Origin of the sequence: Kitasatospora sp. NPDC048407 (assembly GCF_043200475.1) — a bacterium.
Taxonomy (GTDB): domain Bacteria; phylum Actinomycetota; class Actinomycetes; order Streptomycetales; family Streptomycetaceae; genus Kitasatospora.
Map to the genome: position 1 here is coordinate 49898 of NZ_JBICXW010000026.1, position 23126 is coordinate 73023.

Annotated in this window: 22 protein-coding genes; 10 read left to right on the forward strand and 12 right to left on the reverse strand. The window is 72.7% G+C overall.

Features of this window, described 5'->3' with window-relative positions:
- Nucleotides 1-279 precede the first annotated feature (279 nt).
- The 5 genes from ACGFWJ_RS31975 (at nucleotide 280) to ACGFWJ_RS31995 (ending at nucleotide 5441) form a co-directional block, all read left to right on the forward strand.
- A complete protein-coding gene (locus tag ACGFWJ_RS31975; protein WP_392955684.1) occupies nucleotides 280-2217 on the forward strand; it encodes an anthranilate synthase family protein in 1938 nt (645 codons plus the stop codon).
- A gap of 99 nt (nucleotides 2218-2316) precedes the next feature.
- Nucleotides 2317-2703, forward strand: a complete 387-nt coding sequence (locus ACGFWJ_RS31980) for a CU044_2847 family protein (protein WP_392955686.1) — start codon at nucleotides 2317-2319, stop codon at nucleotides 2701-2703.
- Complete coding sequence (locus ACGFWJ_RS31985; RefSeq protein ID WP_392955688.1) at nucleotides 2700-3587, forward strand: trypsin-like peptidase domain-containing protein; 888 nt, start codon at nucleotides 2700-2702, stop codon at nucleotides 3585-3587. The genes ACGFWJ_RS31980 and ACGFWJ_RS31985 overlap by 4 nt, the downstream gene beginning before the upstream one ends.
- 33 nt (nucleotides 3588-3620) lie before the next feature.
- Nucleotides 3621-4553, forward strand: a complete 933-nt coding sequence (locus tag ACGFWJ_RS31990) for a hypothetical protein (RefSeq protein ID WP_392955690.1) — start codon at nucleotides 3621-3623, stop codon at nucleotides 4551-4553.
- A 9-nt stretch (nucleotides 4554-4562) separates the two neighbouring features.
- Entirely contained in the window at nucleotides 4563-5441 is an 879-nt protein-coding gene (locus ACGFWJ_RS31995) for a substrate-binding periplasmic protein (RefSeq protein ID WP_392955692.1), read from the forward strand.
- Here ACGFWJ_RS31995 and ACGFWJ_RS32000 read toward each other — a convergent pair.
- The 3 genes from ACGFWJ_RS32000 to ACGFWJ_RS32010 form a co-directional block, all read right to left on the reverse strand.
- Nucleotides 5438-6106, reverse strand: coding sequence for a response regulator (locus ACGFWJ_RS32000; RefSeq protein WP_387643702.1), 669 nt, complete (start codon nucleotides 6104-6106; stop codon nucleotides 5438-5440). The two genes, ACGFWJ_RS31995 and ACGFWJ_RS32000, sit on opposite strands and share 4 nt — an antisense overlap.
- Nucleotides 6099-7205 carry a MacS family sensor histidine kinase gene (gene macS / locus ACGFWJ_RS32005; protein ID WP_392955739.1) on the reverse strand — a complete coding sequence of 369 codons (1107 nt, stop codon included), beginning with the start codon at nucleotides 7203-7205 and terminating at the stop codon, nucleotides 6099-6101. Before macS ends, ACGFWJ_RS32000 begins: the two co-directional genes overlap by 8 nt.
- Nucleotides 7206-7299: 94 nt before the next feature.
- Entirely contained in the window at nucleotides 7300-8115 is an 816-nt protein-coding gene (locus ACGFWJ_RS32010; protein ID WP_392955741.1) for a lysophospholipid acyltransferase family protein, read from the reverse strand.
- A gap of 172 nt (nucleotides 8116-8287) precedes the next feature.
- Between ACGFWJ_RS32010 and ACGFWJ_RS32015 the strand changes: the two genes are divergently transcribed.
- Nucleotides 8288-9067, forward strand: a complete 780-nt coding sequence (locus tag ACGFWJ_RS32015) for an alpha/beta hydrolase (protein WP_392955694.1) — start codon at nucleotides 8288-8290, stop codon at nucleotides 9065-9067.
- A 10-nt stretch (nucleotides 9068-9077) separates the two neighbouring features.
- Complete coding sequence (locus tag ACGFWJ_RS32020; protein ID WP_392955696.1) at nucleotides 9078-9668, forward strand: hypothetical protein; 591 nt, start codon at nucleotides 9078-9080, stop codon at nucleotides 9666-9668.
- Nucleotides 9669-9719: 51 nt separating this feature from the next.
- On the opposite strand, the gene ACGFWJ_RS32025 is transcribed toward ACGFWJ_RS32020, so the two are convergent.
- The 5 genes from ACGFWJ_RS32025 to ACGFWJ_RS32045 form a co-directional block, all read right to left on the reverse strand.
- Complete coding sequence (locus ACGFWJ_RS32025; protein WP_387643694.1) at nucleotides 9720-10478, reverse strand: endonuclease/exonuclease/phosphatase family protein; 759 nt, start codon at nucleotides 10476-10478, stop codon at nucleotides 9720-9722.
- 117 nt (nucleotides 10479-10595) lie between these two features.
- Nucleotides 10596-11537, reverse strand: coding sequence for an ROK family glucokinase (locus ACGFWJ_RS32030; RefSeq protein ID WP_387643691.1), 942 nt, complete (start codon nucleotides 11535-11537; stop codon nucleotides 10596-10598).
- Nucleotides 11538-11734: 197 nt separating this feature from the next.
- Nucleotides 11735-12013: a DUF5304 family protein gene (locus ACGFWJ_RS32035; protein ID WP_387643689.1), complete on the reverse strand. Its 279-nt coding sequence runs from the start codon at nucleotides 12011-12013 to the stop codon at nucleotides 11735-11737.
- 26 nt (nucleotides 12014-12039) lie between these two features.
- Nucleotides 12040-13203 (reverse strand): ArsA family ATPase, encoded by a 1164-nt coding sequence (locus ACGFWJ_RS32040; protein WP_392955699.1) that lies wholly within the window; start codon nucleotides 13201-13203, stop codon nucleotides 12040-12042.
- A gap of 8 nt (nucleotides 13204-13211) precedes the next feature.
- Nucleotides 13212-13646 (reverse strand): SRPBCC family protein, encoded by a 435-nt coding sequence (locus ACGFWJ_RS32045; RefSeq protein WP_387643684.1) that lies wholly within the window; start codon nucleotides 13644-13646, stop codon nucleotides 13212-13214.
- Between the two features lie 248 nt (nucleotides 13647-13894).
- On the opposite strand from ACGFWJ_RS32045, the gene ACGFWJ_RS32050 reads away from it, so the two are divergent.
- The gene (locus ACGFWJ_RS32050; protein WP_392955701.1) at nucleotides 13895-15691 is read left to right on the forward strand and encodes an AMP-dependent synthetase/ligase; all 1797 of its coding nucleotides are present in this window, start codon (nucleotides 13895-13897) and stop codon (nucleotides 15689-15691) included.
- A gap of 84 nt (nucleotides 15692-15775) precedes the next feature.
- Here the strand turns inward: ACGFWJ_RS32050 and ACGFWJ_RS32055 are convergent, their stop codons facing one another.
- Nucleotides 15776-16918, reverse strand: coding sequence for a glycosyltransferase family 4 protein (locus ACGFWJ_RS32055; RefSeq protein WP_392955703.1), 1143 nt, complete (start codon nucleotides 16916-16918; stop codon nucleotides 15776-15778).
- Between the two features lie 255 nt (nucleotides 16919-17173).
- On the opposite strand from ACGFWJ_RS32055, the gene ACGFWJ_RS32060 reads away from it, so the two are divergent.
- Both ACGFWJ_RS32060 and ACGFWJ_RS32065 read left to right on the forward strand, forming a co-directional pair.
- Nucleotides 17174-18538 (forward strand): glycosyltransferase 87 family protein, encoded by a 1365-nt coding sequence (locus ACGFWJ_RS32060; RefSeq protein ID WP_387643678.1) that lies wholly within the window; start codon nucleotides 17174-17176, stop codon nucleotides 18536-18538.
- A gap of 70 nt (nucleotides 18539-18608) precedes the next feature.
- Complete coding sequence (locus ACGFWJ_RS32065) at nucleotides 18609-19511, forward strand: carbohydrate kinase family protein (protein WP_392955705.1); 903 nt, start codon at nucleotides 18609-18611, stop codon at nucleotides 19509-19511.
- A 2-nt stretch (nucleotides 19512-19513) separates the two neighbouring features.
- Here the strand turns inward: ACGFWJ_RS32065 and ACGFWJ_RS32070 are convergent, their stop codons facing one another.
- The 3 genes from ACGFWJ_RS32070 to ACGFWJ_RS32080 all read right to left on the reverse strand — a co-directional run bounded on the left by ACGFWJ_RS32070 (nucleotide 19514) and on the right by ACGFWJ_RS32080 (nucleotide 23120).
- Nucleotides 19514-20668 carry a hypothetical protein gene (locus ACGFWJ_RS32070; protein ID WP_387643673.1) on the reverse strand — a complete coding sequence of 385 codons (1155 nt, stop codon included), beginning with the start codon at nucleotides 20666-20668 and terminating at the stop codon, nucleotides 19514-19516.
- Nucleotides 20669-20796: 128 nt separating this feature from the next.
- Nucleotides 20797-21837 (reverse strand): NlpC/P60 family protein, encoded by a 1041-nt coding sequence (locus ACGFWJ_RS32075; protein WP_392955708.1) that lies wholly within the window; start codon nucleotides 21835-21837, stop codon nucleotides 20797-20799.
- A 212-nt stretch (nucleotides 21838-22049) separates the two neighbouring features.
- Nucleotides 22050-23120, reverse strand: a complete 1071-nt coding sequence (locus tag ACGFWJ_RS32080; RefSeq protein ID WP_392955710.1) for an NlpC/P60 family protein — start codon at nucleotides 23118-23120, stop codon at nucleotides 22050-22052.
- Nucleotides 23121-23126: the final 6 nt, after the last annotated feature.

Sequence of the window (23126 nt, forward strand, 5' to 3'; positions counted from 1 at the left end):
CGCCCCGGCAGCTTGGGGACGCCGCCCGGTGGGTGAGACAGCTCGTGGACATCGCCCCGGGCGTCCTGCCGGTGGGCTATGGTCTGCTCCATGACCGCGACGCACACCTTCTCCTGGTGGTGGGCCTGCCCGTTGGGCGGCCCACGGATCGCGCGTCCCTAGAGACGAACGACGGCCGCCCTTCGGGGCGGCCGTCGGCGTCTGTGTCCAGCGTCACGGCCCTCCCCGGAGGCGGCGGCAGAAGCCCGCAGCCAACCCCCGGAAGGGAACACCGCAGTCGTGACCACCACCGCAGCCGACCTGCTCGCCCGGCTCACCGCGCCCGGCGCCCCCGCCTTCGCCCTGCTGCACCGCCGCGCGCCCCGGCTCGCCCCCGACACCGTCGAGCTGCTGCTCGGCACCGTCTCCGAGCACGACACGCTGGCCGAACTGCCGGTTCGGCACGGCGTGCCCGCCGACGGGCCCCGGCACGACCTGCTCGCCCTCATCCCCTACGCCCAGCTGCGCGAACGCGGCTTCGCCGCCCGCCAGGACGGCACCCCGCTGCGCGCTCTGGCCGTCGAGGAGCAGCACGCGCTGCCGCTGGTCGAGCTGCTGGCGGCGCTGCCGGACGCGCCGGTAGAGCTGCGCGGCGGGGAGTTCGACATCGCGGACGAGGAGTACGCCGGGATCGTCCGGCGGGTGATCGAGGACGAGATCGGGCGCGGCGAGGGCGCCAACTTCGTCATCCGGCGCGATTTCCGGGCCGAGCTGGCGGGCTTCTCCACCGCCACCGCGCTGACCCTGTTCCGGCGGCTGCTGGAGCACGAGCGCGGCGCCTACTGGACGTTCCTGGTGCACACCGGCGACCGGGTGCTGGTCGGCGCGTCCCCCGAGGTCCACGTCCGGCAGTCCGGCGGCACCGTGGTGATGAACCCGATCTCCGGCACCTACCGCTATCCGTCGACCGGGCCCACCGCCGAATCCCTCCTCGAATTCCTGCGCGACCCGAAGGAGTTGGAGGAGCTCACCATGGTGGTCGACGAGGAACTGAAGATGATGTGCGCGGTCGGCGACCTCGGCGGGCAGGTGCTCGGGCCGCGGCTGAAGGAGATGTCGCACCTCGCGCACACCGAGTACGAGCTGCGCGGCCGCACCTCGCTGGACGTACGGGAGGTGCTGCGGGAGACCATGTTCGCCGCCACCGTCACCGGCAGCCCCGTGCAGAACGCCACCCGGGTCATCGACCGGTACGAACGCGGCGGGCGCGGCTACTACTCGGGCGCGCTGGCGCTGATCGGGCGCTCCGCCGGCGGCGGCCAGCAGCTGGACTCGCCGATCTGCATCCGGGCCGCCGACATCGACCCCGCCGACGGCTCGCTGGTGGTCCGGGTCGGCGCCACCCTGGTCCGGCACTCCGACCCGTACTCGGAGGTCGCCGAGACGCATGCCAAGGCCGCCGGCGTGCTCTCCGCGATCGGCGCCCGCCCGGCCCGGTCGGCGAAGGCCGCCGCCGCCCGGCCCCGGCTCGCCGAGGACCACCGGGTGCAGTCCGCGCTGGGCTCCCGGCGGGCCGGCCTCGCCCCGTTCTGGCTGCGGATGCAGCAGCCCGCCGAGCCCCGCCCGGGCGCCCACGCGCTGGTGGTCGACGGCGAGGACACCTTCACCGCGATGCTCGCCCACCTGCTGCGCTCGCTCGGCCACACCGTCACCGTGCTGCGCTACGACGCCCCGTCGCTGCGCGAGCGGGCCGCCGCCCACCCCGGCCCGCTGGTGCTCGGCCCCGGCCCCGGCGACCCCGCCGACCCGGACGACCCGAAGATGGCGCTGCTGCGCCCGGTCGTCGCCGACGCCCTGGCTGCCGCCCGGGACGGCTCCCGGACCGCCCCGCTGCTGGCGGTCTGCCTCAGCCACCAGCTGCTGTCCGCGCAGCTCGGCCTGCCGCTGGCCCGCAAGGCCGTGCCGTACCAGGGCGCGCAGGAGAGCGTCGACCTGTTCGGCGTCCGCCGCACCGTGGGCTTCTACAACACCTTCACCGCCCGCTGCGACGACGACGCGGCTCGGCGCCTGGCCGCCGACGGCATCGAGGTGGCCCGCGACCCGCGCAGCGGGGACGTGCACGCGCTGCGCGGACCGGGCTTCGCGGGCCTCCAGTTCCACCCCGAGTCGGTGCTCACCAGGGACGGCGTGGAGATCGTCGCCGAACTGTTGAACGCCGTCCCGGCAGTACGCGGCTGACCCACCCGCCACACCCGCCACGAACCCTTAAAACGCGTAGTACGGAGTGGAGTTGACTGATATTCATATCCTGCTTCGCGAGCGGGAATGGAGGGGGACATGGCGCATTCAACGGAACACGACACGGTGGAGATCGTCCTGGACGACGGCACCGTCCTGCACGCGGCCGTCCGCGCGGGCTCGGAACCGACGGCCGGGGACGCGGGGGCGGTCTCCAGGGCGGTGACGCACAGCCTGGGCGAGGTGCGGCGGACGGTCCGCGCGGTGGGCCGCTGGGCCCGGGACACCGCGCGGGAGGCCGGCGACCCGGACTCCTTCGAGGTGGAGTTCGGCCTCAACCTGGGTGTGAAATCAGGCCAGTTGATCAGCGTGCTGGCGGAGGCGTCCGGCGAGGCGAGCCTGGTGGTACGGCTGGGCTGGTCGCGCCCCGACGGCCGACCCGACGACGGCCGACCCGACGACGACCGCCCCGCCGACGCCGAGTGACGCCGCACGGCGCGCTGGCCGCCGCGCTCTGGCTGGCCGGACCCGACGGGGAGTTCCTCGGCAGCGGCTTCCACCTGGGAGCGGGCCGGGTGGTCAGCTGCGCCCACGTGGTGGCCGGGCACCCGTCGGTCACGGCCCACCACTCCGGCACCGCGCATCCGGCCCGGGTGGTGCTGCTGGCCCCGCCCGAACGCCCGCCGGGCGCGGCCGTGCACCCGCCGCCGGACCTGGCGGTGCTGGACGTTCCGGGCCTGGCGGGCGCACCCGCGGTGCCGCTCGCCGGGCGGGACGTCGCCAACGGCGCCGCCGTGCTGGTGCACGGCTTCGCGGAGAACAAGCTGACCCGCGAAGTCGGCCCGGAATCCGCCCGGTTGACCGTGGCGGGCCCCTCCGGGCTCGGCCTGCGGGTGCAACTGGGTGCGATCCCGTTCGGATTGAGCGGCAGCATGGCGATCGACGGCGACGGCCGGGTGATCGGCATGCTGAAGGCCACCGCGGACAGCGTCGGCACGCTGGGCGGCTGGATCACCCCGCTGTCCGACCTGCTGCCGCTGCTCGGCGAACGCCCGCCCGCGCCGGAACGAAAGGTCACCGCCCAGGCGTGCGCCCGGCTGCTGGCCGAGGTCGCGCTGCTGCAGGACCCACCGGCGCGACTGCTGCTGATCCAGTTCATGAACGAGCAACTCGGCCCGGGCGCGGGGATCAAGGTGCCCTACCACGGGCATGCATTCCTGCACCTGAGCGGCATCGCCGCCGCCTGCCTCAACCACCGCGACCCGACCAGCGCCCTGCATGCCCTGCTGGACTGCGCCATCGCCTTGTCCGGACCGGACCAGGCGCTCGAAAGACTCGGAAGACTGCTGCACATCGACCCGGAGGACTAAGGGATGGACCGCTGCACCAGGGAGACCCGGCACATGCTGCAGCGCATCCTGTCGGGCTGGTTCGAACTGGCCGTACCGCTGCCCCAGTTGGAGCAGCACCTCGCCGAACAGACCGACTACGTCGTCCAGGTGAACTTCGCCGGCCTCCCGCAGGCCGCCCAGCGGATCGCCAAGTACCTGGCCGAGGACCACCCCCAGCCCGCCGCCGCGATCAGCCACCTGTACGACTGGCTGACCGACGCCTTCGGTTCCCAACTGCGCGGCGACTGGGTCGGGTTCCTCGGCCGGGTGCAGGACGCCCGGGGGCTGACGATGGACCAGCGGGCCGACTTCGTGGTGATCGCCCAGGTGCTGTGCTTCCCGGCGCCGCTGCCGGAGCGCGCCTCCGGCCTGGAGCTGCTCGGCCTGGCCGAACGGTCCCTGGCCGGCGGCAGCCCCGCCCTGCTGCTGCTCGAAATCGACCGCGTCGAGGAGCAGTTGGCCCAGCAGGCCCGAGTCGCGGTGGACCGCTCGCGCAGCTACGTCCAGCGCGTGCCGCCCCCGCCGCCCCGGTTCTGGCGGGTGGTGGCGGTCGCCGTCGCGCTGCTGGCCCTGGCGGGCGGGCTGGCGGCCCTGGTGCTCGACAAGGGGCCGGCGCCGCTGCCCGACCAGGCGGTGACCTGGCAGCCGGAGTCCGTGAAACCGGGTAGCGCGTCCGCCGCGAAGGTGACCGTCCCTGCGGGGGCCCACCGCCTGGTGGCGAATATCCGGTTGAAGGACCTGAACCCTGGCCTCGGTGCCTGCCCGGACATGCACGTCGCGCTCTCCACCGATCCGGCGGGAGCCACCGGCTGGCAGAACCCGGGCGTCCCACTGTCCGTCGCCGTGCCGTCCGGCCAGACCGATCTGACCATCTACCTGTACCTGGAAGGCCCCACCGGATGCGACCGGCACATAGAGACCCAGCGCGTCGAGTTCGAGCGATAGGAGGTTCCCGTGCACGCACCACGCACCGTCCGTCTGGCGGCCTGTCTGCTCCTGCTGGCCGCCGCCGCAGTCGGCTGCTCCGACGACAGCAAGCCGAATCCGTTCGACAGCGATCCGATCAAGATCGGCTTCAAGAGCGGCCGCCCCGGCATGTCCGACCTCACCGGCAAGGGCAACTACGACGGATTCGAGCCGCACGTGGCGCAGAAGGTGGTGCAAGGTCTGCTGCACCGCGACTTCACCTCGCTGCCGGTGACCACGGCCAACTGGAAGGAAGCCCTCCTCGACGGAAAGACCAACCACAACAAGGTCGACCTGGTGATAGCCGACATCTCCGAACGGGACGATCTGAAGCACGACTTCGACATGGCCGGCCCCTACCTGCAGACCCCGCTCGGCGTCCTGCTGAAGGCCTCGGACACCCGGGAGATCAACAAAGCCGAGGACCTCCGGCCGCTCGCCGTCTGCGCGCAGGAGAAGACCACCGCCTACAGCACCCTGGAGCAGAACGGCGGTCGGCCCCCCGTCAGCGCCCCCGACCTCAACGCGTGCATCGACCGGCTCAACGACGGCACCGCCGAGGCCGTGCTCGCCGACTACGTGGTCCTGCAGGGCATCGCGATCAACTCCGGCTCCGGCACCGAGCACACCTACCGGGTCGCCCGGAACGCCCGGATCGGCAGGCCGCAGTACCTGATGATGATGCTGCCCAAGGGCCACCAGAAGGCCTGCGAACTGCTCCGCAAGGCGATCGCCGAGTACCTCCAGGACACCGACTGGACGACCACCCTGAAGCAGGACCTCGGGCTCGACGACTTCACCAACGAGGAGATCCGCGACACCTTCCAGCCCGTCACCAACGCCGTCGGCGAGGACTGCTCGGCCTAGCCCAGCTCCTCGTCCAGCCCCTGCTCGATCGCGTACCGCACCAGCTCGACCCGGTTGTGCAGTTGCAGCTTGCCGAGGGTGTTCTGCACGTGGTTCTGCACGGTGCGGTGCGAGAGCACCAGCCGGTCGGCGATCTGGCGGTACGACAGGCCCTTGGCGACCAGCCGCAGCACCTCCGTCTCCCGGGGGGTCAGCTGCGGCACGGCCGGCTGGGCGGGGGTGCCGGGCTCGGTGGCCAGGCGGCGGAACTCGCCGAGCACCAGCCCGGCCAGGCCGGGGGTGAAGACCGGGTCGCCGACGGCGGTGCGGCTCACCGCGTCGATCAGTTCCTCGCGGCCGGCCGACTTCACCAGGTAGCCGGTCGCTCCGGACTTCACCGCCTCCAGCACGTCGGCGTGCTCGCCGCTCGCGGACAGCACCAGCACCCGCACCGCCGGGTCGGCGGCCACCACCTGGCGGCACACCTCGACGCCGGGCAGCGCGGGCAGGTTGAGGTCGAGTACCACCACCTGCGGGGCGCTGGCCCTGGCCCGGCGCACCGCCTCCTCGCCGTCCCCGGCGGTGGCGACCACCGCGAACCCGGCCTCCGCCAGGTCCCGGGCCACCCCGTCGCGCCACATCGGGTGGTCGTCCACCACCATCACCCGCACCGGCTGATCAGACATCGCCACCCCTCCTCGGCCACCGCAGTTCCACCTCGACGCCCTCGCCGGGCACCGAGTACAGCTCGGCGCTGCCGCCGAGGTCCAGCATCCGGCCGCGGATCGACTGCGACACGCCCAGCCGGCCGTCGCGCTGCGCCTGGGCCAGCCGCCCGGCCGGGAAGCCGGGGCCGTCGTCGCGGACCGAGACCGTGACGGCCTGCGGCTCGTCCTCCAGCAGGATCCAGGCGCGGGCGCCCTCACCCGCGTGCGTCCGTACGTTGTCCAGCGCGGCCGCGACCGCGGCGGCCAGTTCGGCGGCCACCGGCGCGGGCATCAGCACCGGGGTGGCGGGCGCGGCGACGGTGATCCGCTCGTCCGCGTGCCGGGAGACCAGCGGGCGCAGGTCCGCCTCGCCGTCCTCGAGTTCCGGCTGCTGGGCGCCTGTCATCAGGGCCCGCAGCGCACGTTCCTGCTCCCCCGCCAGTCGTCCCAGCTCGGCGGCGTCGCCCTGCTGACGGTGCACCAGGGCGAGCACCTGGAGCACCCCGTCGTGGATGTCCCGGGACAGCCGTTCGCGTTCCCGGGTGGCGGCCTCCACCTGGAGTGCCCGGGTGAGCACGGCCTCGCTGGCCCGGGCGAGTTCGATGACGTAGCCGATCGCGCAGCCCGCGACCAGCAGCAGCACGATGTTGTGCAGGTTGTCGGGGCTGACCCCGCCGTGGCCGAGGATGTTGGCGGCGCCGATCACCGCTCCGGCGAACGCGGCGGGCCGCCAGCCGCCCTTGCCGGCGAAGCCGAGCACGGTGCCGGCCGCCCAGATGGTGGGCAGCGTCGGCGCGCCGGCGTGGATCCGGGCGGGGGTGTCGATGAAGCCGCTCTGCACGATGCCGAACACCGCGAACAGCAGGTCGGTGCCGAGCACCGCCCAGGTGCACCGCTTCGGCCCGGCGAACGCCCGGGTGCTGGCCAGCGTCCACAGGGTCAGCGCGCCCAGGTAGATCCAGCCGGACACCGGGTGCAGGAACTCCCGGTACGCGGTGAAGAACCGCAGCACGGCGTACGCGAGTGCCAGCACCCGGAAGTACCCCATGGCACGCCACAGCGGCAGTTCCACCGACATCCCGCCGGCCACCACGGCCGCGGCCGGACCTGACGGCCCCGGCTGCGGCACGGCGGGTCTGTGCTCCCCCACGGCAAGCCCCCCTGACGGCCGGTCAGGCCCCGGCGTCCTTCTCCTGCTCTGCCTTTTCCCGACCCGCGGCCTTTTCCTGCTCGGCCTTCTCCTGCTCGGCCTGCTCGGCGGCGGCGGCCTTCTCGGCCTTCTGCTGCGCCTTGCGGTCCGCGTCGGCGGCCTTCTTCTCCTCGGCGAGCTGCCGCTTGGCGGCGGTCGCGTAGATGTCCACGTACTCCTGGCCGGACAGCCGCATGATCTCGTACATCACCTCGTCGGTGACCGAGCGCAGGATGAACCGGTCGTTCTCCATGCCCTGGTAGCGGGAGAAGTCCAGCGGACGGCCGATCCGGATGCCGGGGCGGACGCCGAAGTTGGGGATCACCTGGCCGGGCGGCTGCACCTTCTCGGTGTCGATCATCGCGACCGGGATCACCGGCGCACCGGTGGCCAGCGCGACGCGGGCCAGTCCGCCGACCTTGCCGCGGTACAGCTTGCCGTCGGGCGAGCGGGTGCCCTCCGGGTAGACGCCGAACACCTCGCCGCGCTCGATCACCGCGATGCCGCTGCGGATCGCCGCCTCGCCGGCGCCGCGGGCGCCCGAGCGGTCCACCGGGAGCTGGCCGACGCCCTTGAAGAACGCCGCGGTCAGCCGGCCCTTGATGCCGGGCGTGGTGAAGTACTCGGCCTTCGCGATGAACGTCACCCGCCGCTTGAGCAGCGCGGGTAGGAAGAACGAGTCCGAGAAGGACAGGTGGTTGCTGGCGAGGATGGCCGGGCCTTCGTCCGGAATGTTCTCCTCGCCCTCCATCCACGGCCGGAAGAAGATCCGCAGCAGCGGCGCGACGATCATCTTCATCAGTCGGTAGAACAACCGGGGCCTCCTGTTGTGCGGACCGGACGATCCTAATGCTTGTGCTTGCCCGCCCGTGCACCGGCGACCCGTTCCAGCACCGCCGCGCACCTCTGTACGGGGCAACCCGCCCGTGGGACGATCGGGGAAAACCCCCACACCTCCAGGAGTTCCACCGATGCCGCTGATGCCGGGAGCCGAGCCGTACCGCCACGACGGCGGGCAGGTCGGCGTGCTGCTCGTCCACGGTTTCACCGGTTCCCCGCAGTCCATGCGGCCGTGGGCCGAACATCTGGCCGACGCCGGACTCACCGTCAGCGTCCCGCTGCTGCCCGGCCATGGCACCCGCTGGCAGGACCTCCAGCCGACCCGCTGGGAGGACTGGTACACCACCTCGGAGACCGCCCTCCTCGAGCTCGCCGACCGGTGCGAGCAGGTCTTCGTCTGCGCGCTGTCGATGGGCGGGGCACTCGCCCTCAAGCTCGCCGAGAAGCACGGCGACCGGATCTCCGGACTGGTGCTCGTCAACCCGTCGGTGCGCTCCGACAACCCCGCGACGGTGCTTCTTCCGGTCCTGCGCCACCTGCTGCCGTCGCTGCCCGGCATCGCCTCGGACATCGCGAAGCCCGGCACGACCGAGGTCGGCTACGACCGGTTGCCGCTGCACGCCGCCTGGTCACTGGCCCGGCTGTGGAAGAGCGTCCAGGCGGGAATGCCGAGGGTGACCCAGCCCGTTCTGCTGTTGCACAGTCCGCAGGACCACGTGGTCTCGCCGCACAACTCGGCGATGGTGCTCGCCCGGATATCCTCGACCGATGTGACGGAGCTGCTGCTCGACCGCAGCTTCCACGTGGCCACGCTGGACCACGACGCCGGTCTGATCTTCGGGGCGAGCCTCGACTTCGTCCGGCGGCTGGCCCCGGCAGCGGCGGTCGATGCCGGGAACCACTCGGGCTGAAAGGCCGATAGTGAACGAGACCAGCAAAGCGAACGACGACGACCTGCCCCGCGACGACCCGAAGGCGGCCGAACCCGCCGAAGAAGCCGCGCCCGAGCCCGCCCCGCGGCGCCCCGCCGCCGGCAGCCAGGCCGAACAGGACGCGATCTTCGCCGAGCTGGTCGGCCGGTTCGACGAACCCGTGGACGCCACCGAGCACGCCTGGCCCGACGCGGAGAACGTCACCGAGCGCCCCCGGCGGCCCAGCGCGCCCACCGGCCCCACCGGCCTCGGCGACTTCGCCCCCCGCCCGGTCCCCCGCCCCGCCGAGGGCGGCCCCCGCGACTACACCGTCGCCGAGGACGAGGACGAGGGCCACTTCGTCCCGCCGGAGCCCCCGCCGCTGCCCCCGGCCGAAACCACCGCCAAGTTCGCCTGGCTGGCCGTCCTCGGCGGACCGGCACTGATCATGTTCGACGCCCTGGTGTGGCGCGAGGTCTCCGGCTGGCCCGCCTGGGTCGGCGGCATCGCCTTCCTCGGCGGCTTCGCCACCCTGGTGGCCCGCATGAAGGACCGCAACGACGACGAGCCCGACGACCCGAACGGCGGCGCCGTCGTCTGACGCCGCCCGCGCCGGGGCCGAAGACCGCTCAGCCCCGGCGCGACCGTTCCGTCACGGAGCGGGCACCCGCAACGCCGCCAGCACCGGCAGATGATCCGTCGCCGCCCGCAGGTCCTCCGCCGAGACACCTGGCAGCGGGTACGGCACCCCGCAGCCCAGCACGTCGATGTCCGGCGTCGCGAACACCCCGTCGATCCGCTGGTACGGCTGCGCCGGCACCGAAGTGAACGTCCCGCCCCACGGCGCCTTCGCGTGAGCGTCCGTCAACTCCTCCGCGAACGCCCGCCAACCCGGGCCCTCCGGCGGCTCGTTGAAATCCCCGGCCACCACGCCCGGCTCCCCCGGCCGCAGTTGACGCCGCAACAGCTCGAACTGCCGCAGCCGCTCCTCCGGTTGAAGACTCAGATGGCAACTCGTCACGGAGAACGGACGCGACCCGCCGATCCGCAGCAGCGCACTCGCGAACCCCCGCGCATGCAACCCCCGCGCCTTCGGCAACAGCGTGTCCCGCAGCTCCAGCACGTCCACCCGCAACCTGCCGAGCAACAACGGCCCCGCCGCAACGCGGCCGCCGCCGGCCAGAATCACCATGCCGGTCCGGTGCGCCAGCCACGCCGCGGCCTTCTCGCTCTTCCAGTACCGCGGCGACTCCTGCACACACACCACGTCCGGATCGCACGCCCGGATCACCCGAGCCACCGCCGCCCGGTCATCACGCAACGACCGCACGTTGTAACTCATCACCCGCACCCGCCGCGCCCCGTCCGGCTCCACCCCGGAGGACGCCAACGCAACATCAGTGTCCGTCACCTGACCGACAGTAACAGGGAGAGCACAGCCGGGGGCGCGAGTGGGTGCGAAACTTCCGGCGCCCCTGATTCGGTCACCCGCCAGCTCGCGCCAGTCTCCCCGCGCCCGCCAGCTCTCTCAGCTGCGCGCCAGGTCCGCCGCCCCGGCGATCCCCGCCGCCGACCCCATCGACGCCAGCACGACGTTCGCGCGCGGCCGGGCCGGCCCGCCCGTCAGGTACTTCTCGAAGGCGACCGAGACAGGGTCGAGCAGCAGACGGCCGGAGTCCGAGACGCCGCCGCCGAGGACGAAGACGGCCGGGTCGAAGAGCGCGGCGAGGTCGGCCATGCCGCGGCCGAGCCAGTCGGCGACCTCCGCGTAGCAGGCGAGGGCCAGCGGGTCGCCCTCCTCCGCGGCCTGGGTGATGTGGATGCCGCGAATGGTCTCGGCGAGGCCCTCGTTGAGTTCGAGCATCCGCTTGCCGGCGATCGGGTCGGCGGCGGCCTTCTCGCGGCCGTAGCGTCGCAGCGCGCGCCCGGAGCCGTACTGTTCCCAGCAGCCGTGGCCGCCGCAGCCGCAGGGCAGGCCGTCGGGGACCATGTTGAGGTGGCCGATCTCGCCGGCGACGCCGAACCGTCCGCGGTGCAGGCGGCCGTCGAGGACGATGCCGCCGCCGATGCCGGTGCCGACGGTGATCAGCAGCATGTCCTCGTAATCGGCCGCGGCGCCGAACCGGAACTCGGCCCAGGCGGCGCAGTTGGCGTCGTTCTCGATCACGGTGGGCAGGCCGGTGAGTTCCTCGACGCGCTGCTTGAGGGGCTCGTTCTCCCAGGCGATGTTGGGCGCCATCAGGACGGTGGAGCGGTCCCGGCTGACGAAGCCGGGCGCGCCGACGCCGACGGCGGCGACGCCGGGGTACTGCTCCTTCAACTCCCGTACGCCCTGGGCGATGGCGTCGACCGCCCACTGGGGGTCGGCCGGGGTGGGCACCCGGGTCTTGGCCAGAATCTCGCCGGACTCGTCGACCACACCTGCTGCGATCTTGGTACCGCCGACGTCCACGCCGATGGTCAGAGCCATGTGTCCCTCAGCTATTCACTCGTTCCCGCTCAGGCGGAACGGTACCGGCTGAGGGGTGCCCACGTACACAGTTCGGCCTACATTATCCGAAGGCAATCCTCGACCCATCGGGCAAACTGCCTTCAGGAGTCATATCGACTGTCCCGTTCGGTGATGACTCGGAACCGCAAAGTGACGCTGACGAACTTCCGGCTTAACTACTTGTCGGAGGCCTCTTGGGGCCCGTCCAGGTCCACCCGCTCGGTCTCGGCGTGTTGGGGCGCCGACCAGCGCCGCTCGTGACCGGCCACGGCGGCGCGGTACGCGGCCAGCAACTCGCCGCCGGCGGCGGCCAGGTGGCCGTACACCTCGGGGTTGGACTCACGCAGCTTGCCGCCGATCTCCACGGCCTTGCCGCCGAGCGCGGTCGCGAACTTCCGCACCTCTTCCACCAGCGGCGCGAACTCGCCCGTCCCGCCCGGCTGTTCCGTACTCATCACACGCTCCCGTCCGTCGGATTCCGCTACCCGCGCGGCCACAGTGCGGGATCGGGGGTGAACCGCACCGACAGCGTCCCGTCGACCAGGCCGGCCCCGCTGACGGTGCAACGGCGCAGCGCGGACGGGAGTGCCACGACCCGCCGGTAGGTTCCGGCGCCGAGGACCAATTCGTCGCCGCGGCGCAGCAGTTCGAGGTCCTCGCGGTCCGCGCCGGGCAGCGGCAGGTGCCAGATCAGCAGGTTCTCGGCGGCCAGCCGGTCCTCGGTCCAGGGCTCGGCGGGCGCGGGGATGCGCGGGGCGCCGGCCCGGTACAGCTGCTCGGCGAGCGCTTCCAGGGTGCTGTCCGGCTGCCGGGCGGTCAGCAGTGGGACGTCCAACGCCTCTGCCAGCGTGCCGAGTTGTTCGCGCTGCCGGGCGGCGGTGCGGGCCAGCCACGGGTCCGGGGAGTCGACGGCTTCGGCGGGGTGCGCGCCGTGCGCGACCACCGCGTCCAGCGGCAGGCCGTGCAGGGCGAGTCCGGCCCGGATCCGGGCGAGGGCGCGCGGCGCGGGGCGGGCGGCGTCCAGCACCAGGCGGACGGTGGTGCCGGGCGCGGTGATCACGGCGGCGGCCTCGGCGAGCGCGGCGGACGCGGCGGCCCGGGCCTCGAACAGCTTGTCGGTGGGCATCGGGACGCCCGCCAGCCCGGCCAGCAGCGGGCGCAGCGCGCGGGCGGCCTGGCGCTGTTCGGGGAGCAGCCGGGTCAGGTAGCGCTCCAGCTGGTCGGGCAGCGCGAGGGTGGCGATCAGTTCGGCGGGCGGCGGGGCGGCGACCACCAGTACCTCGGCCTTGGCCCGGGGCAGCGCGCGCAGCAGGGCGAGGGCGCGGGTGCCGGGCAGCGGGGCGAGCTCGTCGGGGTCGAGCGGCTGGGCGCCGATCAGGTCGAGCGCGGGGGCGAGCCGCTCGCGGTAGCCGTCCAGGGCGGAGCGGAACGCGGCCTGTTCGTCGACCCTGGCGGCGCTCAGGAAGCGCTCCAGCTCGACGGCTTCGGGCCCGAGCCGGACGCCGAGCAGGTCGTCGACGGCCCGGTGCGGGTCGTCGGCTGCCAGCAGCAGGGTTTCGCTGCCCTGCCGGGCGTGGTGCAGGGCGGTGGCGGCGGCGATCCTGGCGGATTCGGGGCCGCTGACGAGTACGGTGCGGGTGGCCACGGACCCGGTCAGCCCTCGACGCGCTTCTTCAGGCCGGCCAGCGCCCGGTCGATGATGACCTTCTCGGCCTTGCGCTTGATCATGCCGAGCATCGGGATCTTGACGTCCACGGCCAGCTGGTAGGTGACCTCGGTGCGGCCCTGGCCGGCGGGGGTGAGCCGGTAGGAGCCGTCCAGGGAGCGCAGCATCTGGCTCCGGACCAGGGTCCAGCTGACCTCGCGGTCGCCGTCCCAGGTGTAGGCGAGGGAGTGCTCGTCGCGGATCGCGCCGGCGTCCAGCAGCAGCCGCACCTCGGCGGCGCGGCCGTCCGGCCCGGTCTGCAGGACCTCGATCTCCTTCAGTTCGTCGGTCCACTCCGGGTAGGCGGCGAAATCGGCGATCACCGCCATGACCTCGGCCGGGGTGGCGTCGATGACAATGCTCGACCTGGTGTGCTCCGCCATTGCGGCCTCCGCGATCTCCCTGTGCTGCTGTGCGCCCACCAGAGGCTATCGCGGGCGGGCCCGGCTACTTTCCGCCCGGGCACCTTACCGGCGGGTCACATTGCGTCTGCCGTAGGGTTCGCATCGATCCATCCCACGTCCGACCTGCGATGTGACGATCGGAACACCGAGGCCGACCCCTCTGGTCGAACTCACCTACCCAGCAGTAACGTCCAGTCGTCCCGCAGCGTCGCAGACGAGGAGCAGTCTTGCTCGAGGAGTTCAGCCTTCCGGCCCGCTACCAGGTACCGAGCGATGGCAACCTCGCCGACCTGGTCCACCAGAACGCGGAGCGGCACCCGGGCGTCGCTGTGCTCAGCCGCAAGGTGGACGGGCACTGGCAGGACCTCACTGCCGTCCAGTTCCTCGCCGAGGTGCACGCCGTAGCCAAGGGCCTGATCGCGTCCGGCGTCGGCCCGGGCGACCGGGTCGCCGTGATGTCCCGCACCCGCTACGAGTGGACGCTGCTGGACTTCGCGATCTGGACCGCCGGCGCGATCACCGTCCCCGTCTACGAGACCTCCTCCGCCGAGCAGGTGCAGTGGATCCTCGGCGACTCCGGCGCACTCGTCGTGATCACCGAGACCGACAAGCACGCCGCCGTGATCACCGAGGTCCGCGAGGCCCTGCCCGGGCTCACGCACACCTGGCAGATCGAACGCGACGGCATCGCCGAACTGACCCGCGCCGGCCAGGACGTCGCCGACCAGGTGATCGCCGAACGCCGCGTCATCGCGAACCCCGACTCGATCTCCACCATCGTCTACACCTCGGGCACCACCGGCCGCCCCAAGGGCTGTCAGCTCACCCACGGCAACTTCCTCGCCGAACTGGGCAACGTCACCGCCCGGATGCCCGAGCTGTTCGTCACCGGCGAGTCCTCGGTCCTGCTGTTCCTGCCGCTGGCCCACGTGCTCGGCCGGATCGCCGAGATCGCCGCCGCCATCGTCCCGGTCAAGCTCGGCCACGTCTCCGACATCCGGAACGTCACCGAGGAACTCGGCTCCTTCCAGCCGACGCTGATCCTCGGCGTCCCCCGGGTCTTCGAGAAGGTCTACAACACCGCCCGCGCCAAGGCCCAGGCCGACGGCAAGGGCAAGATCTTCGACCGCGCCGCCGACACCGCCATCGCCTACAGCCGTGCCCTGGACGCCGGCGGCCCCTCGCTGATGCTGCGGATCAAGCACGCGATCTTCGACAAGCTGGTCTACGTCAAGCTCCGCAACGCGCTCGGCGGCCGCTGCAAGACCGCCATCTCCGGCGGCGCCCCGCTCGGCGAACGGCTCGGCCACTTCTACCGCGGCATCGGCTTCTCCGTCCTGGAGGGCTACGGCCTCACCGAGTCCTGCGCCGCCACCACCTTCAACCCCAACGACCGGGCCAAGATCGGCACCGTCGGCCAGCCGCTCCCCGGCTCCGCGACCCGCATCGCCGAGGACGGCGAGGTCCTGCTCAAGGGCCCGAACATCTTCACCGGCTACTGGAACAACCCCACCGCCACCGCCGAGGCCCTCCGGGACGGCTGGTTCGCCACCGGCGACATCGGCACCCTCGACGACGACGGCTACCTCACCATCACCGGCCGCAAGAAGGAAATCATCGTCACCGCCGGCGGCAAGAACGTCGCCCCCGCCGTGATCGAGGACCGCATCCGCGCCCACGCGATCGTCGGCGAGGTCATGGTCGTCGGCGACCGCAAGCCCTTCATCGCCTGCCTCGTCACGGTCGACGACGAGTTCTTCCCCCGCTGGAAGGCCCTCAACAACAAGCCCGCCGACGCGACGGTCTCCGACCTCCGCGAGGACCCCGACCTCCTCGCCGCGATCCAGGCCGCCGTCGACGACGGCAACCTGGCCGTCTCCCACGCCGAGGCCGTCAAGAAGTTCCGCCTCCTCACCACCACCTTCACCGAGGCCAGCGGCCACCTCACCCCGTCCCTCAAGCTCAAGCGCAACGTCGTCCTGAAGGACTTCGCCGCCGACATCGAGGCGCTGTACGCCCGCTAAGGGAAATCAGGGGCGCGGGGAACTGCGCTTGTCGCGCAGGTCCCCGCGCCCCCGGTTTCGCGCCCTCCCGGGCTTCGCGCCCGCTCAGCGGGCCTCGAGCAACCCGGTGAGCCGCTCCGCCAGCATGTCCCAACGCCAGGCGTCGTAGACCCACTTGCGGCCGGCCTCACCCATCTCGCGTCGCAGCTCCGCGTCCCCAAGGAGTCGCACCAGCCGCTCCGCGAGCACCGATTCCCCGTTCTTCCCGGGCACCACGAACCCGGTCTCCCCCTCGCGGACCGCGTCCGGCGCACCCCCGGAGTCCCCGGCGACGACGGGCAGCCCGGTCGCCGAAGCCTCCAGGTAGACGATCCCGAGCCCCTCCACGTCCAGCCCCCCGCGCCGCGTCCGGCACGGCATCGCGAAGACGTCCCCGGCCCCGTAGTGGGCGGGGAGTTCCTCCCACGGCACGGCGCCGGTGAACACCACCGACGAGCGCACCCCGACCTGGTCCACGAGCTTCTCCAGGTCCGCCCGGTACGGCCCGCCCCCGACGATCAGCAGCACGGCATCAGGATGCGCGGCGAGGACCCGCGGGAAGGAGCGGATCAGCGTGTCCTGCCCCTTCCGCGGCACCAGCCGCGACACGCACACCACGACCGGCCGTTCGGTGAGCCCGAGCCGCGCCCGGACCGCGTCGCCGCCGGAGTCCGGCCGGAAGGTGGACTCGTCGACGCCGGGCGGCAGTTGGACCATCCGCGAGGCGACCCGAGGCCCGACGGCACGGGCGATCCGCGAACGCGTGTACTCGCCGAGGTACGTCAGCACATCGGTGTTGCCGCCGATCCGGCGCAGCAGCTGCGCGGAGCCGGGCAGCTGGGCCCACGCGGCCTCGTGGCCGTGGGTCATGCCGATCATCCGCTCGGCGCCGGCCCGGCGCAGGTGCGGGGCCATCAGGCCGAGCGGCGCGGCGGCACCGAACCAGACGGAGGTGCAACTCTCGGCGCGCATGATCTCCGCGGCCCGCCGGGTGACCCGGGTGGTGGGGATCATCATTTTGGTGCGGTCGCGGATCACCGGAAAGGGCTGTTCCACGTCGAACTTGGCGACTTCCCGGCCGTCCCGCCAGGTGGAGGCGTACACGACGATCGACCCGGCCGGCTGGCGCACCGCCATGTTGTGGACGAACGCCTGGATGCCGCCTGGCCTGGGCGGAAGGTCGTTGGTGACGATGAGGGTTCTGTTCATGTGCCGCGGCTCGCTCGGTCAGGGGGTGCTCGGAGTACCCGTGAGTGGTCCGTACGATAGGTCACCGCACCAGTCCGCCGGGAACGCGGCCCGTGCCGCCCGTGGTGGCGGTGCGCGCGGGCCCGGACGGTTCGGACACGGTTCGGAGAAGTTGGAGGACACCGCCGCAACTGATGCTGTGTGCTGGTGGTCCTTACCGGTACCCCGGCGCGCAAGCCCGGTTCCGGTGCGTACGCGACGACCCGAAGGAGCGTAGTGGAGTCAGCCCAGGCCGAACGGCCCGGCAGCTCGGAGGCCCCGGCGCTGCCTGCCCCGTCCGGTTCCGCACCGAGTCGTCGTCCGCTGTGGGCCCTGGCGGCCGGCTGGACGGTCTCCCGGACCCTGCTGGTCCTGGTGGTCGCGGGGGTGCTGCGGATCGCCAACACGGACGTGACAGCGGACGTCTCGGTGATCTACCACAGCTGGTACGAGGTGCTGCGCACCGGCACCTTCCCGCTGGACGACGTGACCTGGCAGTACCCGCCGGGCGCGGCGCTGGTGATCCTGCTGCCGGGCCTGTTGCCGTGGTCGTACCTGGTGTCGTTCTTCGTGATCTGCGTCGTGGTGGACGCGGCGGCGATGGCGCTGCTGATGCGCGCGGGTGTCCGCAAGGGCCGCAGCTATCTGGGTGCCTGGTACTGGGTGGTGGGCGTTCCGCTGCTCGGGCCGACGGTGTACTGCCGGTACGACATCATCGTGACGGCGCTGGCGGTGGCGGGTCTGCTGGTGGTGCTGCGCCGCCCGGCGCTGGGCGGGGTGCTGCTGGGGCTGGGCGGGCTGTTGAAGATCTGGCCGCTGCTGGCGCTGATCGGCACGCCGCGCGGCCGGCGCACCCGGCGGGCCTGGACCTCGGCGGCGACGTTCGCGGGGGCGCTGGGTTTCCTGCTGACGGCGGGCATGAACGGGGCGTTCGAGTTCCTGAAGTTCCAGTCGGAGCGGGGCATCGAGATCGAGTCGCTGGGTGCGCTGCCGCTGCACTTCGCGAAGCTGGCGGGGTCGTGGCACGGCACCGTGACGATGAACTACGGCTCGGTGGAGTTCCTCGGCCCGTGGGTGCCGGTGATCTCCAAGGTGATGGTGGGCATGACGGTGGCCGGTTTCGGCTGGCTGCTCATCTGGCGTCTGCGGGCGACCCGTTGGACTTCGGCGACCACCTTCGACGCGGCGCTGTGCGCGCTGCTGATCTTCACCGCGACCAGTCGGGTGATCAGCCCGCAGTACATGATCTGGGTGGTCGGCCTGGCGGCGGTGTGCCTGACGGTGCGGGGCAGCAGCCAGCGTCCGGTGGCGGTGGTGGTGCTGGTGGCCACGGTGCTGACCACGATCGAGTTCCCGGTGATGTTCGGCACCGTGAACCGCAGCGAGCTGTCCGGCGTCCTGGTGCTGACGGCCCGCAACCTGGTGCTGCTGGCGGCCACCGTGCTGTCGGCGTACCGGCTCTGGCGCTCCACCCGGCGGCGCGAGGTGCTGACCACGCTGGTGCTGCCGGCCGGTCAGCTGGGCCCGCAGTACCCGGTGCGGCCGGGTATCGCCTACGAGCAGGATCTGCTGGACGACCTCACTCCGGCGGACCGCGCCTGACACCCCGCCCCGCCCTGCAAGTTTCTGAAAGCGCTTGCAGGGCAAGGCTTTTCGCTGCCACCATCGCCGAATGATCGACTACGACATCCTGATCGTCGGCGGCGTCGGCGTGGACACCATCGTCCGGGTGGACCGCCTGGAGATCCCGCCCGGCGTCGACTCGGTGCACGTCCCCCCGGTGCGCGACTACCCGGCGCACACCGGGAACGGCGTCGCGCTGGCCTGCCACGCGCTGGGCCTGCGCACCAAGCTCGCCGACTTCCTCGGCGAGGACCCGCAGGGCGCCCTGGTGCTGGCCGAATACGCCCGCCGCGGCCTGGACTTCAGCCACCTGCCCGCCCCCGCCGGCACCCCGCGCAGCGTCAACCTGGTGGACGCGGACGGCCTGCGGTTCTCCTTCTACGACGGCCGCCACCCGGCGGACGCCCGGCTGCCGCGCGAGTTCTGGCTGCCGCTGCTGGAGCGCTCGCAGCACGTCCACCTGTCGATCACGGGCGTCAACCGCGACATGTACCCGGACGTCGAACGGCTGGGCCGCCCCAGCTCCACCGACCTGCACGCCTGGGACGGCGAGAACGAGCACCACCGGTTCTACGCACTCCGCTCGGACGTGGTGTTCCTGTCCGCGGCCGGCCTCGGCAACCGCCCGGAAGCGGCGATGCGTTCGATCCTGGCGCAAGGCCGGGCCGAGCTGGTGGTGGCCACCGCGGGCGCGCACGGCGCGTTCCTGCTCACCCGCGAGGACGAGGCGCCCCGGCACTTCCCGGCGGTGGACCCGGGCGCGCCGATCGTGGACAGCAACGGCGCGGGCGACGCGTTCGTCTCCGGTTTCCTGCAGCGGCGGCTGGCGGGCCGCCCGGTCGAGGAGTGCATGCGGGCCGGTGCGGCGGCCGGCGCGTTCGCCTGCACCACGGCGGGCACCCACACCGCGTTCCTGGACGCGGCGGGCCTGGAGCGGGCACTGGCCGGCTGAGGTCAGTCCCGCAGGGTGGCCACCGCGGCCGTCCAGTCCTTGGTGAACTCGGCGACGCCGAGGCCGAGTTCGGCCCGGAATGCGCGTTCCAGGCCGCCGGCGCCGTTCTGCCCGACGGCCCGGTAGAGCGCCACCAGCCGGTCCGGCCCGTACCGGTGGGCGATCAAGTCGCAGGCCAGCCAGGACAGTTCGTAGGCCTGCGAGATGCCGGCCGAGCCGGCGGTGAACGCGTCGTCGGTGGGCAGCCCGGTGGGCATCCGCCCGGCCCGGACGTCCTTGGCGAGTTCGGGGACGATCTGCCGGGTGGTCCGCCCGGTGCCCTGGTAGCCGGTGTAGTCGGCGACGCCCTCGGACAGCCACAACGGGGTGCACGCCTTGGTGTCGGCCCGGGTGGCGACGTGAGTGGCCTCGTGGGTCACCACCACCCGGCGGCCGAGCTCGCTGAGCTGCCGGTACGCGTCGGGGTTGACCACGATCCGATCCGCGGGGGTGTGCGTCGGCGCGCCGCCGACCGCCAGGGTGACTGCGGCTATCCCCTGGTACGCGTCTGCGGATACGTCCATCCGGCGGGCGAACTGCTGGACGGTGAGCGGCAGTTCGAGCAGCAGTCGGCCGGGCTTCCAGGGACCCCAGACGCCTTCGACGGTGGGCACCGCACGGTCGGCGAGGGCGGCCAGGTCGGCGAGTTCGCCGTCCTCGCCGAGGCCCAGCGCCAGGCTGTGCCGCCCGGTCGCGGTCCGGACGGTGCCCAGGTCCCAGGGCGCCACCGCGCCGGTGGGCACCTCCCGGAGCACCCGCCAGCCGGCCGGCTCGCGCTGCAGGTCGATCTGCCGTTCCAGCAGCGCCGGGTAGTCGTCCACGCCGGAGATCCGGTAGCCGAGTTCGGCGCCGACGGTCAGCCGTTCGGCGCCGGGCGCGGGTTCGGTGAAGGTGGTCAGCCGCAGCGTGTACTCGGTGAACCGGATCGCGGCGGTACGGGTGAGCAGGTCCCGGTCGGCCTCCTCGGCGCCCGCCGCCGTCGGCAGCCCGGCGGGGTCGCGCCGCAGGATCGCGCCCGCCCGCCGCGACAGCACCTGCGCGACGGCGTCCCGGGCCCCGGACGGCGCGCCCGGCCCGGGCGGGGCGGCGGCCGGTCCGGCGGGCCCGGCGGGGAGCACCCGGGGCAGCGAGAGCTGGGCCGCGCACCCGGCGGCGACCAGCAGCGCGGCCCGCCGGGACGGCGAAGCACCGGCCTGCCGCGGCGCCGGCGCCTGCGGCAGGTCGGTGACCAGGGGCTCGTGCTGGCTCAGACCCGCACCACCGAGTTGACCGGCATCGCGCTGACGCTCTCGTAGCGGACCCGGGCGCCGGGGTGCGGCGCGTGCACGACGACACCGCCGCCGGCGTACATGCCGACGTGGTGCCTGTCCTTGAAGAAGATCACCAGGTCTCCGGGCCGGGCTTCGGCGAGGCTCACCCGCCGGCCGGCCGAGGCCTGCCCCTGCGAGGTCCGCGGCAGGGTCACTCCGGCCTGCCGCCACGCCCAGTACATCAGACCGGAGCAGTCGAACGTGCTGGGCCCGGTGGATCCGTACACGTACGAGGAGCCGATCTTCGAGACGGCCGCGTTCAGCGCGGCGGCGGCGCGGTCGGACGCGGGGGGCTCGTTGCCGAGGTCGAAGCGGTCGGCGCCGCGGGCGGCCCGGGCGTCGTCGTCGTAGGCGAGCCGGTCGCGCTCGGCGGCGGTGAGGTCGCCGAGCAGCTGCCGGGCCCGGGCGAGGCGGGTGCGGACTTCGTCCTTGGCGGCGGCCAGGCGGTGCCGGACCTGTTCCAGTTCGTCGAGTTTGGCCGCGGTCTCCTGACGGCGCTGGTCCAGCCGGCGTTGTCGTTCGCGCAGGTCGCGCAGGGTCTCGTTCTGCCGGGCGGTGGCCTGGCCGAGCGAGCGGGCGCCGGCCAGGTAGGACGCCGGGTCGTTGTCGAGCATCAGCCGCAGCGTGGGATCGAGGCCCTGGGCGCGGTACTGGGCGGCGACCACCGCCCCGAGGTCGGCGCGCAGCCGGTTGAGGTCGTCCTGCCCGGCGGCGACCTGGGTCAGCAGGATGCCGGCCTCGCGCTGCAGCCGTTTCTGCTGTTCCTGGGCGGCGTTGTACTTCTCGGAGGCCTGCTCGGCCTCGTCGTACAGCTGGTCGACCTGCGCCTTGACGTCGGCGCGGTCCGGCGGGTCGGCCGGAGTGGCGGCGGCCGGGGCGACGCCGAGATGGATCACGCCCGTCGCGGCGGCGGTGAGCGCCAGGGCTCGGGCGAGGCGTTGGACACCGGGCAGTGGGGGGCGACGGTGCACTGGCACGTGCGACGACTCCGTTCCTGAGCTCCGGCCTCCGCCGCCGCCCGCGGATCGGACGGCCGTCCGCACGGGGGGCCGGGGCAGAGGTTAGCGAGTCGGACGGATCCAGTCCAAACCCTGACAACTTCGAATATTCGACCGCGAATCGGACACCGGAACGAGGGCGGCCCGGCACCCCCTGTGCGGGGTGCCGGGCCGAAGGCTCCGAGCGGCCGTCAGATCCGGACGATCTTGGTGATCGGCATGACGGTCGCCGACTCGTAGCGGACCTGCGCGCCGGTGTGCGGGGCGTGCACGATCTGCCCGTTTCCGACGTACATGCCGACGTGGTGCTGGTCGCCGTAGTAGATGATCAGGTCACCCGGACGGGCGTTGGCGATGTTGGTGCCGAGGCTGGTGCCGGCACCCGCCTGGGCCTGCGAGGTGCGCGGGATGGAGACACCCGCCTGGGCGTACGCCCACTGCATCAGACCGGAGCAGTCGAAGGTGCTCGGGCCGGCCGCGCCGTAGGAGTACCAGCTGCCCAGCTTGGACAGCGCGGCGTTCATCGCGGCACCCGCGTAGCCGGCCGGCGCCTGCGCCGGCGGGGCGCCGAGGTCGGTGCGGGTGTTGTCGCGGGAGGCGCGCTCGGCCTGGGTGCGGGAGTCGTTCGCGGCCTTGGCCTCGGCCGCCGCGAGATCGTCGCGCTCCTTCTGGGTGAGCGTGTTGAGCAGCTCCTGCGCCTTGGCCAGCTTGGACTGGACGTCTTCCTTGTCGGCCTTGAGGGCCTTCGTGGTGGTGTCCAGTTCGGCGAGCTTCTGCGCGGCCTCCTCGCGCTGCCCGTCGAGCTTGGCCTGCTCGGCCTTGAAGCTCTTGAGCAGGTCGGCCTGGGTGGCGCCGACCGTGTTCAGCGTGCCGGCCTGCCCGAGGAAGCTGTCCGGGTTGCTGGAGAGCATCAGCTGCATGGTCTGCGGCATGCCGCCGTTGCGGTACTGCTCGGCGGCGATCGTCGCCAGGCTGTCCTGGACGGTGGCCACCTGCTCCTGCTGGCGGGCCAGCTGGTCCTGCAGTTGGGTGACCTGCTTCTGCAGGTTCTGCTGCTTCTCGACGGAGGCGTTGAGCGCCTCGGTCTTCACCTCGGCCTGCTCGTTGAGCTGGTCGACCTGCGCCTTGACCTGGTCCTTGGTGGGCGCCGGGTCGGCGTGCGCGCCGGTCTGGGCGGACAGCGCGACGGCGGTGGCGGCAGCGGCAGTGAGAATCGAGACCCGGGCACGGCCGACGGGCTTGGGACGGCGATGGGACGCCACGAAGGC

Coding starts and splice junctions, on each gene's coding strand:
- ACGFWJ_RS31980 (WP_392955686.1), top strand. CDS start 2,317: ATGGCGCATTCAACGGAACACGACACGGTGGAGATCGTCCTGGACGAC.
- ACGFWJ_RS31990 (WP_392955690.1), top strand. CDS start 3,621: ATGCTGCAGCGCATCCTGTCGGGCTGGTTCGAACTGGCCGTACCGCTG.
- ACGFWJ_RS32000 (WP_387643702.1), bottom strand. CDS start 6,106: ATGTCTGATCAGCCGGTGCGGGTGATGGTGGTGGACGACCACCCGATG.
- macS (WP_392955739.1), bottom strand. CDS start 7,205: ATGTCGGTGGAACTGCCGCTGTGGCGTGCCATGGGGTACTTCCGGGTG.
- ACGFWJ_RS32010 (WP_392955741.1), bottom strand. CDS start 8,115: ATGAAGATGATCGTCGCGCCGCTGCTGCGGATCTTCTTCCGGCCGTGG.
- ACGFWJ_RS32015 (WP_392955694.1), top strand. CDS start 8,288: ATGCCGCTGATGCCGGGAGCCGAGCCGTACCGCCACGACGGCGGGCAG.
- ACGFWJ_RS32030 (WP_387643691.1), bottom strand. CDS start 11,537: ATGGCTCTGACCATCGGCGTGGACGTCGGCGGTACCAAGATCGCAGCA.
- ACGFWJ_RS32035 (WP_387643689.1), bottom strand. CDS start 12,013: ATGAGTACGGAACAGCCGGGCGGGACGGGCGAGTTCGCGCCGCTGGTG.
- ACGFWJ_RS32045 (WP_387643684.1), bottom strand. CDS start 13,646: ATGGCGGAGCACACCAGGTCGAGCATTGTCATCGACGCCACCCCGGCC.
- ACGFWJ_RS32055 (WP_392955703.1), bottom strand. CDS start 16,918: ATGAACAGAACCCTCATCGTCACCAACGACCTTCCGCCCAGGCCAGGC.
- ACGFWJ_RS32065 (WP_392955705.1), top strand. CDS start 18,609: ATGATCGACTACGACATCCTGATCGTCGGCGGCGTCGGCGTGGACACC.